This is a genomic window from Peribacillus sp. NPDC101480, assembly GCF_050277335.1.
Taxonomy (GTDB): Bacteria; Bacillota; Bacilli; order Bacillales; family DSM-1321; genus Peribacillus.
In genome coordinates this window covers 836,473-849,887 of sequence record NZ_JBNNSB010000001.1, presented here as the reverse complement: position 1 = coordinate 849,887, position 13,415 = coordinate 836,473, and the positions used below count along the sequence as shown (strand labels likewise).

The 13,415-nt window shown below is 31.0% G+C and carries 13 protein-coding genes; 1 reads left to right on the top strand and 12 read right to left on the bottom strand.

The features are described 5' to 3' along the window. Positions 1-3 precede the first annotated feature (3 nt). From ACQKMF_RS04245 to ACQKMF_RS04195, 11 genes are all read right to left on the bottom strand, one after another. Positions 4-1,062, bottom strand: a complete 1,059-nt coding sequence (locus tag ACQKMF_RS04245; protein ID WP_427571907.1) for a glycosyltransferase family 2 protein — start codon at positions 1,060-1,062, stop codon at positions 4-6. A 299-nt stretch (positions 1,063-1,361) separates the two neighbouring features. Next, positions 1,362-2,453, bottom strand: a complete 1,092-nt coding sequence (locus tag ACQKMF_RS04240; RefSeq protein WP_427571905.1) for a glycosyltransferase — start codon at positions 2,451-2,453, stop codon at positions 1,362-1,364. A gap of 107 nt (positions 2,454-2,560) precedes the next feature. Then, positions 2,561-3,910 carry a hypothetical protein gene (locus tag ACQKMF_RS04235; RefSeq protein ID WP_427571903.1) on the bottom strand — a complete coding sequence of 450 codons (1,350 nt, stop codon included), beginning with the start codon at positions 3,908-3,910 and terminating at the stop codon, positions 2,561-2,563. A 2-nt stretch (positions 3,911-3,912) separates the two neighbouring features. Next, positions 3,913-5,100: a glycosyltransferase gene (locus tag ACQKMF_RS04230; protein WP_427571901.1), complete on the bottom strand. Its 1,188-nt coding sequence runs from the start codon at positions 5,098-5,100 to the stop codon at positions 3,913-3,915. Positions 5,101-5,292: 192 nt separating this feature from the next. After that, positions 5,293-6,078 (bottom strand): glycosyltransferase, encoded by a 786-nt coding sequence (locus tag ACQKMF_RS04225; RefSeq protein WP_427571899.1) that lies wholly within the window; start codon positions 6,076-6,078, stop codon positions 5,293-5,295. Between the two features lie 277 nt (positions 6,079-6,355). Further along, positions 6,356-7,129 (bottom strand): glycosyltransferase family 2 protein, encoded by a 774-nt coding sequence (locus ACQKMF_RS04220; protein WP_427571897.1) that lies wholly within the window; start codon positions 7,127-7,129, stop codon positions 6,356-6,358. A gap of 547 nt (positions 7,130-7,676) precedes the next feature. Next, the gene (locus ACQKMF_RS04215) at positions 7,677-8,327 is read right to left on the bottom strand and encodes a sugar transferase (RefSeq protein ID WP_427571895.1); all 651 of its coding nucleotides are present in this window, start codon (positions 8,325-8,327) and stop codon (positions 7,677-7,679) included. A 27-nt stretch (positions 8,328-8,354) separates the two neighbouring features. Then, positions 8,355-9,239, bottom strand: coding sequence for a UTP--glucose-1-phosphate uridylyltransferase GalU (gene galU, locus ACQKMF_RS04210; protein WP_427571893.1), 885 nt, complete (start codon positions 9,237-9,239; stop codon positions 8,355-8,357). A 118-nt stretch (positions 9,240-9,357) separates the two neighbouring features. After that, positions 9,358-10,122 (bottom strand): tyrosine-protein phosphatase, encoded by a 765-nt coding sequence (locus ACQKMF_RS04205; RefSeq protein WP_427571891.1) that lies wholly within the window; start codon positions 10,120-10,122, stop codon positions 9,358-9,360. 129 nt (positions 10,123-10,251) lie between these two features. Further along, positions 10,252-10,932, bottom strand: coding sequence for a CpsD/CapB family tyrosine-protein kinase (locus ACQKMF_RS04200; RefSeq protein ID WP_427571889.1), 681 nt, complete (start codon positions 10,930-10,932; stop codon positions 10,252-10,254). 36 nt (positions 10,933-10,968) lie between these two features. Continuing rightward, positions 10,969-11,658: a YveK family protein gene (locus ACQKMF_RS04195; RefSeq protein ID WP_427571887.1), complete on the bottom strand. Its 690-nt coding sequence runs from the start codon at positions 11,656-11,658 to the stop codon at positions 10,969-10,971. A 475-nt stretch (positions 11,659-12,133) separates the two neighbouring features. On the opposite strand from ACQKMF_RS04195, the gene ACQKMF_RS04190 reads away from it, so the two are divergent. After that, positions 12,134-12,433: a helix-turn-helix domain-containing protein gene (locus ACQKMF_RS04190; protein ID WP_427571885.1), complete on the top strand. Its 300-nt coding sequence runs from the start codon at positions 12,134-12,136 to the stop codon at positions 12,431-12,433. A 105-nt stretch (positions 12,434-12,538) separates the two neighbouring features. On the opposite strand, the gene ACQKMF_RS04185 is transcribed toward ACQKMF_RS04190, so the two are convergent. Next, positions 12,539-13,378 (bottom strand): SGNH/GDSL hydrolase family protein, encoded by an 840-nt coding sequence (locus ACQKMF_RS04185; RefSeq protein ID WP_427571883.1) that lies wholly within the window; start codon positions 13,376-13,378, stop codon positions 12,539-12,541. Positions 13,379-13,415 lie beyond the last annotated feature (37 nt).

Here is a 13,415-nt window from a genome sequence, read left to right as displayed (position 1 = left end):
ATGTTAATAGGATATTCTTTTGAAGGTATTATACATAATAATTGAAATTATTCTATATAAACCTAAGTAATGTAATAGACCATAAATTCTTAATTTAATTTGTTTATCTATTCTTTTATTTGTTCTTTTACAGAATTGGGTGGTTTTTTTTCCAATAAATAATTGGAACATAAGTGTCTTGTAATTTTTTGACTTAGCAGCTTCTTTAATTAAGTTTTTTAATTGCTTAGGATTAACTCCAGTTTTCAATTGATAATATATACTACTATTCAATAACTCCAATAAAATAACTGGATATAGACTACTAATTTCTTTATCTTTATTATTTTTACGAGAATAAATTAAAAATTTATCCATTAAGTTCATATATTGTTTGATTAACTTTGGTTTGGGAACATTCATCAATGAACCTTCTCTTTGGAAATAATTGTAAAATGATTCATTTGTAGTTGTTATTTTTTCAGTATTTATAATGAAATAAAGATTAAAAAGTTTATCCTCCGAAAATATGTCTGAGTTTCTTTCAAATCTTATTAAATTTTTTTCTATAATTGATCTCTTGAAGATTTTGTTACAAGCTTCATCCCCATGAATATAATTGAAATAATATCTATAAAAATATTCAATTAAACCTATTTCTTTAATATCGATAACTTCTTCGGTAATTCTCAAAAAGTTCTTTTCTAAATGTTCATCAAATATTTTATTATAATTACAAATAGAAATATCTGCATCTGTATCTATTGCTTTTTGATACATAGTTTCGAACATATTAGGCTCAATCCAATCATCTGAATCAACAAATGCTATAAACTCACCAGTAGCTATATCTAATCCTGCATTTCGTGCAGATGAAAGACCACCATTTTCCTTGTGTATTACCTTAATCCTATCATTATTTTTTTTATATTCCTCTGCAATGTCTCCACATTTATCTGGAGATCCATCATTTACCAAAATCACTTCTATCTCAACTAATGTTTGATTAAGTACAGAGTCAATACATTTTCCCATGTATTTTTCCACATTATATAGAGGTATAATAACACTTATTTTAGGCATATTTTAATTCCTTTTCTGAATCATATTAATTTAATTGTATTCTTGTCTCCCTACCCGATGAATGTTAAATTGCCAATAAATAAATATCCTATTAATAACAAAGAAAACTCCGAAATTTAAATGCGTCACGTGATGAACTAGTTCCTTCTTTAAGAGGGATAGTAGGATTCAATAGATGCATTATCCTCCCATATCGAAAAACGCCCTCTCTTATTTTAATCATCGAGATTTAACTAAAAAGTGTCCATGAAACCATACTAAATCCAGTTATTATTTATTCTATACATTAAATTGTACATCTAAATTGTAGCATTATAGGAGTTTCGCTTAAATTGCTTATTATTAACTAATTTTAGTAAATTAAATAATGGTTTAATATAGTATTTCAAAAATTTTTTTATTTTAAAATAATAATAAATACCCATAACTGACTTATTTTTAATCAATAACCCTATAAATCGAGTTTGAATGCTGGAATTATTAAAATATACAAGTTTTTTTCTCAAACAATCATCATTTACAATATTGTAAATAAGATTTCGCCTATTTTTTGAGTTTAGATTACTATTTTTATGAAATAAATTTCCTAAACAGTTAATAATCATTTCTGTATAGGATGATTCAATGTAATATTTATTGTTTTGGGTATAATTTTTTTCTTCTAATAAAAACTCTCTAACTTTTTGGAACAACATTTGTTGATTCTCATAAAAATCTTTTTTAAAACTTTCAGTAAGAGAATTATCATTACTCAGATAGTTATATAATTGATCATTAATAATGCAAATTCTATTACTATTTTTGATGTAATCAAGATTAAATAAAAGGTCTTCACCCATATTTAGATTATCTATGAAACGTATATTAAAATGTTTTATTATATGAGTCACATATAATTTGTTCCAAGGCGAATTAATAAAATTGTTTTTATAAAGTTCACCAAATGATTGCATAAATTGATGGATTTCGTGAACACCTTCAATAGATGGTACATGTCCACCGGTATAGATTTTATTATTATTTATCGATTTATATCCACATAAAACAAGTTGAACATTTTTATTCATAGCTTCCATTAACTTCATAGTCATATTAGATTCTATATAATCATCAGAATCAACAAATTGAATATAATCACCCATTGCGGCTTTAATTCCCGTATTTCTGGCAATTGAAGGACCTGAGTTTTTCTGATGTATAGATTTTACACGACAGTCTTTATTAGCAAAATCTTCACAAATGCTTCCACTATTATCTGTTGATCCATCATTAACTAAAAGAACTTCTATGTTTTTATATGATTGGTTTAGTATACTATTCACACAATCAATTAAATGCATTTCTGAATTATAAACTGGAACAATAATACTAACAAGATTGTTAAATTCCATATTTTTTCACCTCATCTTTGAATCCGTCTTACAGCTTGTACAATACCGGTAGAACTAAAGAAATAATATCTCTCTATCATTTCTTTAAATAATTGTAGGTATAAACATTATTTGGTAAATTTATTTTTCACAGTTGATACTTTCCTTTGACTCACTAAATATTTTTTAGCTAACATGGACAAGAGTGTGATGTAGAAAAACTCATCAAAATAAAGCATATCAAGTGATAACCATGGTAGGAAGTAAGCAAATATTATTATCAAAAAATAGTATTTTTCAGTAGTGCCTAATTTCACTTTATTAGGTAAGGTAGAATAAACTATCCACCACCAAACAATAAGAAAAATCAAACCACACACACCAACCTGGTAGATAATTTGTATTATAATATTGTGAGAGGCTAATTCATTGACAAGTTCCGAAGAAAGCCCCTCTCCAAAAAACAATTTGTCAGTACTGGATAACAAATAATTAAAATACATTTCATACAATTCGCTTCTTCCAGTAGTTAATGACTGGGTGTCGGTAACCATCCCAAATCTTATTAAATATTGATCTAACTGTTTTGTGAACAAGTTACTTGCAATTGCAATTACCGTAACAAGAAATATGGTCATTACCAAACCAAGTTTGTATAAAAGTGTGCGCTTTTCAATTACTACGGTAAAAAACCAAAGTATAGCTATACTAACAGCACAAATTAAAAACATTTTTGAAACAGACAACATACCATAGTACAATAATGCAATAATTACACCTATTTGGAGTACTATTAATGTTTTTTTACTCGTTTTGCTAAGAGTAATTAAAAGTGAAGCAATAGCTACAAGGATATGTACGGAATAAAAGTTAGCATCACCATAAAAGCCACTTAAACGAGTTAAACCTACATTTTCCCATTCATAAACATCTATATAAACGAGCATATGCGGGAAATTCATTAGTATTTTTGCGGCAATGCAAGCGGATATAACTCCTGACGTTAAAAATAGGACACACGTTTCAAATTCAATTTCCTCCCAATATTTCCTGGCATAAATAGGAATAAAGAATAGCATCATGATAAAAAACAAATATGACATATCAATATTGAACCCATTTAGTAATTTAACCAGAAGTGTGTATGCAGTAAAAAATATAGGAAGGAAAATATACTCTTTTCTATATTTATCCTTTATCTTAATCCCACTCATGATAATTATAAGAAAAATACAAGGCACAACGAGTGTGAAAAATGTAAAAGTATCGGGACTGGTTTTTAGTACTGGGGACCAAGGAAGATAAAAAAGCATAATTGGCAAAAAGTATTTTTTATGTGAAAACACTGTTATCGCAAAAAATAATAACATTGTACCCCACAACAGAGTTTGATTGTTATAAGCCTGTCCAACGGAGAGGATAAATACGCTTATCAACGTCAAAATCAATATTACATATTTTCTCTTGACTTGGGTCATTTTCACTTCTCCTTGTTCGAAATCAACTTGTTAAACTGCTTAATCGCGGTTTCGTTTGAGTATTTTTGTGAACTTAGATAATCTCTGCATTTTTCAAAAAAGCTTGGTTCATCAAAAGCTCTTTTTATTGCTTTATATATTTCTTCTTCATTATTTCCACAAACAATACCATCCAACCCCTCTTTAACCATTTCCATTGCAGATGTGGTATTTGTAGTAATTATAGGTACACCAAGACACTTAGCCTCGTCAATCACCATAGGTGCAGCTTCATGAAAAGATGGTAATAAAAACAAGTCTGCGTTTTTAACATATCTGTATGGATTTTCTTGGTTACCATATAAAATAATGTACTCAGCCAAATTATTACTTTGAATTTCCTTCTCTATTTCACTTTTTTGTGAACCATCACCAACGATATGCCAGCGTATTTTATGATTTTCTTTAACGAGTCTTTTTATGACATCAATTCCCCTTAAGATTCCCTTCTCCAAACTTAACCGAGCAACTGTTACAATATTAAGGCTATCTTTGGGAAATTCAATTGGATTTATGTTGGCCTTATAAATATATTCAGAATAGTTATGGCAATTGTATACACAATACGTTTTATCCTTTAACTCCGGAACAGCTTTAACAAAGTTCTGTCGACAACCTTCTGATACAGTAGCTACCTTGTCAAAATGTTTATACACTTCTCGGTTTCGTGCTGTGTTTCCTCCGTAATTTAAAAAGTCGCAGTGCGCAAATGTTATTTTCTGTTTTGCATCAACTCTACTTAGCACAAACTCATTACATCCACCATAAAACACCTTTTCATCAGCGTTGTGTAAAAATGAAATTGCAACATCATATCCTAATAATTTATCTTGAGATGAAACAAGCATGGATATAGGCACATGATTGCTAAAGATTTTTGTATATACCGCAAAAACAGCCCTGATAGAGTAATACATAAAACCCAACTTTTTTGATTGTGATTGACTCATTCCAATCAACTTTAAAAACGCTGATGCCTCAATTACTTTTATATTTATAGGTAAAAATTTCGCATAATCTCCACTATTGTTAAAAACAAATAACGTTATATCATATTTATCTTTTATTTGATCAATTAGGTTTACTAGAGAACGCTGCACTCCACCTGTTGCAAGATTATTATTCACAATCAAAACTTTTTTTTTCGGCACTCAATACGAACCTCCATCTACAGACACTTTTGATTACTAGTCGAGTTGTAAAATACAAATGGGATATTAATTATTTATCTTAAGGATACTCTAGCAGAACATCACTCTCAAAAGATATATTTTTTCTTATAACTTGTCTAAGAAAAAGGTTACTCACCCCAAAAGGAAGCAAAAAGTAATTTATAGATTTATTTACAATAAAAAATTTCTTCTGCCCTCAATCATATACTTAATAGCTGTGGTCAATTTTAAATCATTTTTATATAAATTATATTTTCTTATAGCATACTGTAAAATTAATAAATAGGATAATTTTTTTGTAAGTGTGGCATATAGAACTCCTCTATCATAAAAATATTTTTTATTATAACCCTTAAACCAAGTTGACTCTTCATGACTGACAATACCTAGCTGAGCAGTATTTTGATATATTTTCAATCCTTTTTTTAGACATTCAAATAGGAATATAGTGTCTTCACCAGCACTATATTTTGCACCTCCACCAAATAATAAAGAGAAAGAAATGTTTACTTTTATTACACTTTCTCTTTTAAATGCGATGTTAAAAGCTCCATATCGCATACAATTTAAATAATTAACCCGCGCGTTTTTTTCAATTTTTTTAGGACCCTTTCTATCCTCGTTTCGACTTGGAACATTAAAAACAATTACGTCTGCTTTAGGGTTATTTTCAAATGCATCTAACACAAGTCTTTGATAATTATCACTATATACTACATCATCATCTGCTAAAATACATATATCTGCTGTTGATCTCATTAAAGCTGTATTTCTACTTAGACCAATACCTCTTTCATTGAATGAATACATCTTAATATTTCTGTTTTTTTCGTTGATTTCTTTAAAATTATTATAATTGCATTGATTTATTATTATTGCATTTCCACTAATATTCATTTTATTAATAATAGACATATCTTCTTGGTGCATCGTTGATAATAAAACATCTATTTCCATTTCATTTTCCTTCCATGATTAAAATACTACTAAATAGTATAAGATTTTTTATAATTTAATATTTTTTAAGTTTGTAAGTTTTAATTGCATTCAACAATAAGATGCTAAATTGACTCAGTCCCTTTTCCCATAAAATAATATCTCAGTACTGAGAAAAATACCTATATTTTTTAGAAATATTTTATTTTGTATTAAATGAAATCTATACTTAACATGAGTACTTTTTTAATATTTGCCGAAATTTCTCTTCTCTATAACTATAATTTAACGTCAAGAATTATTTAGTCTGAGTTACTCTTGCATTCCAGTATTTTTTAAATATATTTATCCCAAAGATAATTAGTCTATAACAACTTTCACCAAAGCCCATTTGAAGATGCCTTTTATATATATTCCAAGTCCAAGAAATTGTTTTAATCTTATTTGAACTTAATGAATTATTTGCTTTACGATAGTATGCTAAGGGGGTATTTATACCCTGAGCAGATAACTCATTTTTATTTAAAATTGATAACCAAGTAGCATAGTCTTCATGTCTAATATTTGGCATTTTAACATTACTAACTTTATCTAAATCTATTAATACCGTTAAACAACCTATTATATTACCTCTCAAGAGCTCTTGGTAATTAATCTCTTCCGGTACTTTTATTACCTTTCCAGTCATTTCACCATTATCATTCATTATTTCGTAGCTGGTAAAAGAAAAAGCACAGTTTTTCTTTTCCATTAATTCAATTTGTTTGGACAACTTCATTTTATGCCAAATATCGTCACTATCAAGAAACGCCAGATATTTTCCCTTAGCCTCTCTAATTCCCCTGTTTCTAGCTATAGCTACACCTGTGTTACCATGTTGTACAATTAATTTAATCCTAGGGTCTTTCTTCTGGTACCTTTCAACAATTTTTTTACTGTTATCTGTTGAACAGTCATCTATAATTATCATTTCCCAATTTTGATAACTTTGGTTAATAACTGATGTTATTGTCTCTACAATATATTTTTCCGAATTAAACATTGGCGTAATAATTGATACTAAATTATTCATTTTATATTCCTCAGGTTTCATCTATATTTATTAGTCTATATAAGAATCTAAATATCAACAGTAAATAATAATTGCCTTTAAAAATAAAAAACCTTTATACTAGACTGTATTAAAATCCATTGTTTTAAATTATCTTTCAACTTAAAAAATCCCATAGAAAGATATATTAATATTTCAAAAATTTCAATGTAATTGATCTTGAATATCAACATTTGAATATCAAACTAAAATATGTTTCCTTCATATATTACTCCATCGTTCTAACGTTTACTTCCAGAAATATCTATGAATGAAAACACACTCCGTCTTATTAAAGAAGGTTTCGTTCCGCAGCAACCCTTTTGCGCTAACAATTGCATATTTATGGGAGCTTCTAGTAGGCAAAATACAAGAATAGAAAAAACATAACCAATTTCACATTAAAAACTTTCACTGAAGAATCTACAATAAAAGAGGTGCACAGAAAACGCAATTTAAGTTTAAGAAGTGCTGAATACCATTAGAATATTAATTTTATATTATAAAAATGTTTATAACTCCTTATATCTTACCTTGCTCCATCTCCTGTGAAAACCACTTTAACTGTTTTTAAAATAATTTTTATATCTAAAACAAAATTTAAATTTTGTATGTAAAATAGATCTAATCTTAATTTTTCTTTTGGAGAAATATCATATCCCCCATTTACTTGTGCCCATCCAGTTATACCTGGTTTAATCACTAAACGACGTTTAAAACCAGAAATCTCTTTACTAAATTCCTCAGTAAAGATTTGCCTTTCTGGCCGTGGGCCAATTATACTCATATCTCCCCTTAGAACATTTATTAGTTGCGGGATTTCATCAATTCTTGTTTTTCTAATAAAAGAGCCCACATTTGTAACCCGTGGATCATTTTTTAATGCCCACTGTGCACCCTTTTCTTCAGCATTTACATACATAGATCTAAGTTTAATTACTTTAAATAGTTTTCCGTTTATCCCTACTCGTTCCTGGAAAAAGAAAGCTGGCCCTTTTGACTCTATCTTTATAGCAAGACAAAAAAATATTAATATAGGTAACGTAATTAAAAGACCAATTAATGCTAAAACAAAATCGCTAAGTGTTTTAAAAGTAAAATATAAGCGATGTTTATCAGTGGTAGATTCGTTACTAAGTACCACATCTGTATAAAACTGCTTCTGTTCTTTTGCACCCATAAAAATGCTCCTCCTCCCTATCTATTCTTATTTTTGTATTATCAATTCGTTTTGGACTAAATCTTTGATATACTTTAGAAGTGGTTCCTTTAATTCATCAGTTTTCAATGCGAATTCTAGAGTCGTGGTAATGAATCCAAGTTTCTCACCTACATCATAACGAATCCCTTCAAATTCATAGGCAAAGACTCTTTGTAAAGTATTAAGCTTTTGAATTGCATCTGTTAGCTGTATTTCGTCCCCAGATCCCTTTTCCTGTGTTTCTAAATACGTAAAGATTTCAGGTGTTAAAACATAGCGTCCCATAATAGCTAGATTTGATGGCGCTTCACCAGTGTTTGGTTTTTCCACAAAATTACTAACCTGATAAAGACGACCGTCTTGAGACATAGGATCAATAATTCCATACCGATGAGTAACGTCATCAGCTACGTGCTTGACCCCGATAATAGAAGATTTTGTTTCATCATACTGTTCAATAAGTTGCCGCAGGCATGGAGTTTCACTTTGTACAATATCATCTCCTAAAAGAACAGCAAATGGTTCATTGCCAATGAACTTTCTCGCACACCAAACAGCATGGCCTAATCCTTTTGGCTCTTTCTGTCTGATATAGTGAATTTCAACTTTAGAAGGAGCTTGGACCTTCTCCAACAACTCAAGTTTACTTTTCTCCATTAAATTGTTTTCCAACTCAAATGCATTATCAAAATGATCTTCAATCGCCCGTTTTCCTTTTCCAGTTACAATAATTATATCTTCGATTCCTGAAGCAACCGCTTCCTCCACAATGTATTGAATGGTAGGTTTATCTACTATAGGCAACATTTCTTTAGGCATAGCTTTAGTTGCAGGTAAAAAACGCGTTCCTAAACCTGCTGCTGGTATAATCGCTTTACGTACTTTTTTCATTAAATATCAGACCCTCCGAAAAATATATTTTGTTTTTTTTCAAAAAAACCTATATAAAGTTTAATATAAACGTAATTTATTATATAATAGTGAAAGCGTTTCCTATTCGACAACCTTATTAAAAGATACCCATAAACTTTTTTTTGAAAGGTACTGGTTTTTCAATGATGAGACTTAACCCCTGAAGAAGCAATTCAGTATTTTCTTTAAAATAAAATGTACGTTCTATCCCATATACTTTCGTAATTTTTTCATAGGCTTGTTGTAACGTAAACCCTCTAGATCCTATATTATGTGCATCTGTTGCAATAAAATGAGCCAGATTATGTTCAATTATTTTTTTTGAAAATGATTGGATACTTTTACCGAAGTTCCCGATGATACTGCCTGAGGTAATTTGAGTTAGCGCGCCCTCCTGGACCAATTCAAATAATAGTTTATGATTCGTTATCAATTCCTTATTTCTTTCCGGATGTACGATAATTGGTGTTATTCCTTTAAGCAGCAGCTCATATATCACTTCTTGTGTGTATGCAGGAACCCTTCCCGAAGGAAGCTCTAGCAGCAAATATGTAACATTATCGTCTAACGTTAGGATTTCTTCCTTTTCAAGTGAAGAAAATATGTCTCGGTGTATTCTTACTTCTTGTCCGGGATGTATGGTGAGAGGAATATTGTTTTGTTGCAAACTCTCATTTAACCTCACTGCACGGTCAATGATGTCACTTTTTACATTTACATATTTCTCATTTAAGTGATGTGGTGTGGCAAATAAATGGGTGATTCCTGCTTCTACCGCTTTTCTTGCCATATTCAAGCTTTCCTTCATGTCCGCAGACCCATCATCAACTCCTGGGAGAATGTGACAATGTATGTCAATCAAATTTCATACACTTCCTTTATATAATAAATAGAAAAAAAGCCCCTACTTCTAAAATAGGAATTAATACCCTGGTTAATAGTAGCATATAAAACTGCCATTAAACAGGGTGTTATTTTGTCGAAAATTGTTTCATTTTATTTGATAGTAGTAATAATTGCTGTTATCGGTTTCAACGCCATTCAAAACGACTCCAAGCAAGGATGTGTTAGCTTTCTCTAAAAGTTCCTTTGCTTTTATTGCACTCTGTTTGTTTGTCTTACTGCTCGATACTACCATAATCACGCCATCACATTTATTGGCTACGATTTGGGAATCCGGCACTACCAGAACGGGCGGTGTATCAAAAATGATATAATCATATATTCCCTTTAGTTCATCAATTGCTGTTTCTATCGCTTTGGAATTTAATAATTCCGAAGGGTTAGGAGGTATTGGCCCACTTGTTAAAATCTCCAGATTAGACACATTTGTTTTCATTAGTGCTTTTTCTATGCTAATTTTCTTCGTTAATACACTCGTAAGTCCTTCTATATTACTAAGACTAAAAGCATAATGAACAGATGGCTTCCGCAAGTCAGCATCCACAAGTACAACTTTTTTGTCCTCTTGTGCCAGCACAATTGCGAGGTTTGCTGCTGTGGTCGATTTCCCATCATTAGGCTCTGCTGAAGTTACCACAATGGTTTGGATCTCTTTGTCAACTGAGGAAAATTGAATGTTCGTTCTAATTAATCGATATTGTTCAGTGATAGGTGACTTAGGATTTGTCTGTGCAATTAAATTTACCTGTTTTTTATCTTTACTTCTCAAAAATCCCGCTTCCTTTCATATATCTTCTTATCCGGATTATCCTTTATTATGTACCTGTGTAATCTTTTGAATCGATCCAAGTATAGGTAATTCTAGGAGTCTCTCAATATCATCCTCGTCCTTAATCGTATTGTCCATATACTCCAGTAGAAATGCCAAGCCGACTCCGGCCATCAACCCGACCACCAACGCAATTGCGACATTCAATACCGGATTAGGTTTTACAGGTGTAGGATTATCCTTAATTTCAGCTTTTGCTAGTAAGCTTACATTGTCGACATTCATGATATCCTTGATTTCCTTTTGGAAAGTTTCAGAAACCGTGTTTGCTATTTCTACTGCCTGTGACGGATTACTATCTTGGACCGTTAATGAGAAGACCTGTGAATTTTCTTGACTGTTAATCGTAATTTTTTCACTAAGTTGTTCTACGCTTTGGTCTAGTTCAAGCTCATCAATGACTTTCTCCAAAATGGCAGGGCTTTTTATGATCACACTGTATGTATTGATCATGTCAATATTAGATTTTATTTGAGTTGAGTCCAATTGGTTCTCCGACTGTTTCTGATTAACCAGGATCTGTGTTGAAGATTGGTAAACGGGTGTTAATAAGAAATAAGAAATCGTGCCGCTAATCAAAGCCGCAATTAATGTCAGCAGCATGATTAGCTTCCAACGTTTTTTTAATGTTTTAAAAATATCTTGAATACTAATAGTTTCTTCCATTTCATCCTCCTGATATGTTAAAAATGACCTATTGCATTATACCATAATATTACCTATATTTATCTATTTCCAAGAAAATTTACATGAAACTTACAAACTAAGAATACTTTACAAATGCCAAAGTAATTTTACAAAAAAGAAAACGGCAATACAAAGGAAATAATTTCTAATTATTAAATATTGCCTTGATCATATATATTTAACCCTTTTTCCAGAATATTAGTGACTTAAATTTCAATAAACCTAAGTATACACTAATACCAATTTCCCTTATATGATTTATCTATTTTACAATATTTTCTTGTAGTAAACCTAACTAAATGCCTACCAAAACAGGAAAATCCGTTTCAATATAATATTGTGCCAAGTATTTTAGTGCCTAGTTATCATTAAAAATGAAAGGAAAATGTGTAAACTGAAAGTAATAGTTTAAATTAGTATATTATTTTCATATTAATGGTTAGGTGTGGTCTATATGATAGGTTACCGAGTTAAGTCGCTTAGGGAAGAAAGGAAAATGTCAATAAGTGAACTCTCCGCAAAATCCGGCGTTGCCAAATCCTATATAAGCTCACTGGAAAGAAACCTTCAAACAAACCCTACTATTTTAGTTTTGGAAAAGATCGCTAGAATCCTTTGTATTAAAGTGGATGCTCTGTTGAATGAACAAGCAGACAAGAGCATGGATGAAGAGTGGATGGAAATCATGCAGGATGTTATGGGGTCAGGAATATCGAAAGAGGAAATGCGCGATTTTATTCAAGGTAAAAAGTGATGTCTTTAAGGCTTGAGAAACTATGATACCGCTTTCTTTTAGGTGCAATGAATAAAATCAAAGGGGGAAACGTGGATATAGCCACTTTTCCCCCTGTTATATATACTACTTTATCTTAAAATATTCCTGCATCACCTCGAACCATATGTAATGCCCTTGATCGTTGGGATGGATATTATCATTCGTCAGAATATCAGCCAATCTCATATTCTTTTTACTTAATTTCTTTTCTATCTCTTCTTTGCTATTTAAATAAGTCCATTTATTCGTTTTGATGACCTGCTCGGAAGCTTTAATATATTCTAAATAATTCAAACCTAAACTATTCTCCGTTTTACCATTTGCGACTGGGTTTGGTGAAAGTATTAGAATCTTTGCATTTGGCAGCTCTCTCTGTAACTTTGCCATGATGCTTTCCAAATCTTTTTGCGTCTGTTCTAAGGTTAATGATTGATAATGATTATTTATCAGCGAATTTTCAAAAATAATCAGATCGGGATCATCTTGTATGACCGCTTCAATTTTCTTTCCTTCCAGCAAATCCTCTGTTGAATACCCCTCATGTCCATGATTAATGAAACTTAGTGTTTCTAAATCATCACGATTTGCTCGCAAACTCTTCTCTAAGCGTCCAGCCCAACTATTGGAAGTCTTACTTGCCCCGGTTCCTGAGGTACCGTTACTTCCCAATAGGGAAACAATAACCCTTTCTTGCGTAAGCGACTTATAATGCAGGTAATCTATTAACGGCTGCTGTTTATTATTTTCCGGTTTTAAACTTTGTATCAAAGCTTCCCTTTCTTCTTTTTCCTTTTCTTTTACTTTTGCTGCAGCTTCCCTAGCCTCTACCCCTGCTGTCTGGCTTATGTTTTTCCAGTGCAGATGGCCAAAAACCAGTACTGCTAGGCAAATTCCAGCGATAATAATTAACCCATATTTCCTCATCTTTACCTCCCATATTTGAACATTGATGACTGACATG

Excerpts from the sequence above, each read along its gene's own strand:
- ACQKMF_RS04240 (WP_427571905.1), bottom strand. The coding sequence starts at position 2,453 with ATGGAATTTAACAATCTTGTTAGTATTATTGTTCCAGTTTATAATTCA.
- ACQKMF_RS04245 (WP_427571907.1), bottom strand. The coding sequence starts at position 1,062 with ATGCCTAAAATAAGTGTTATTATACCTCTATATAATGTGGAAAAATAC.
- galU (WP_427571893.1), bottom strand. The coding sequence starts at position 9,239 with ATGAAAAAAGTACGTAAAGCGATTATACCAGCAGCAGGTTTAGGAACG.
- ACQKMF_RS04195 (WP_427571887.1), bottom strand. The coding sequence starts at position 11,658 with ATGGAAGAAACTATTAGTATTCAAGATATTTTTAAAACATTAAAAAAA.
- ACQKMF_RS04235 (WP_427571903.1), bottom strand. The coding sequence starts at position 3,910 with ATGACCCAAGTCAAGAGAAAATATGTAATATTGATTTTGACGTTGATA.
- ACQKMF_RS04185 (WP_427571883.1), bottom strand. The coding sequence starts at position 13,378 with ATGAGGAAATATGGGTTAATTATTATCGCTGGAATTTGCCTAGCAGTA.
- ACQKMF_RS04220 (WP_427571897.1), bottom strand. The coding sequence starts at position 7,129 with ATGAATAATTTAGTATCAATTATTACGCCAATGTTTAATTCGGAAAAA.
- ACQKMF_RS04215 (WP_427571895.1), bottom strand. The coding sequence starts at position 8,327 with ATGGGTGCAAAAGAACAGAAGCAGTTTTATACAGATGTGGTACTTAGT.
- ACQKMF_RS04190 (WP_427571885.1), top strand. The coding sequence starts at position 12,134 with ATGATAGGTTACCGAGTTAAGTCGCTTAGGGAAGAAAGGAAAATGTCA.
- ACQKMF_RS04225 (WP_427571899.1), bottom strand. The coding sequence starts at position 6,078 with ATGGAAATAGATGTTTTATTATCAACGATGCACCAAGAAGATATGTCT.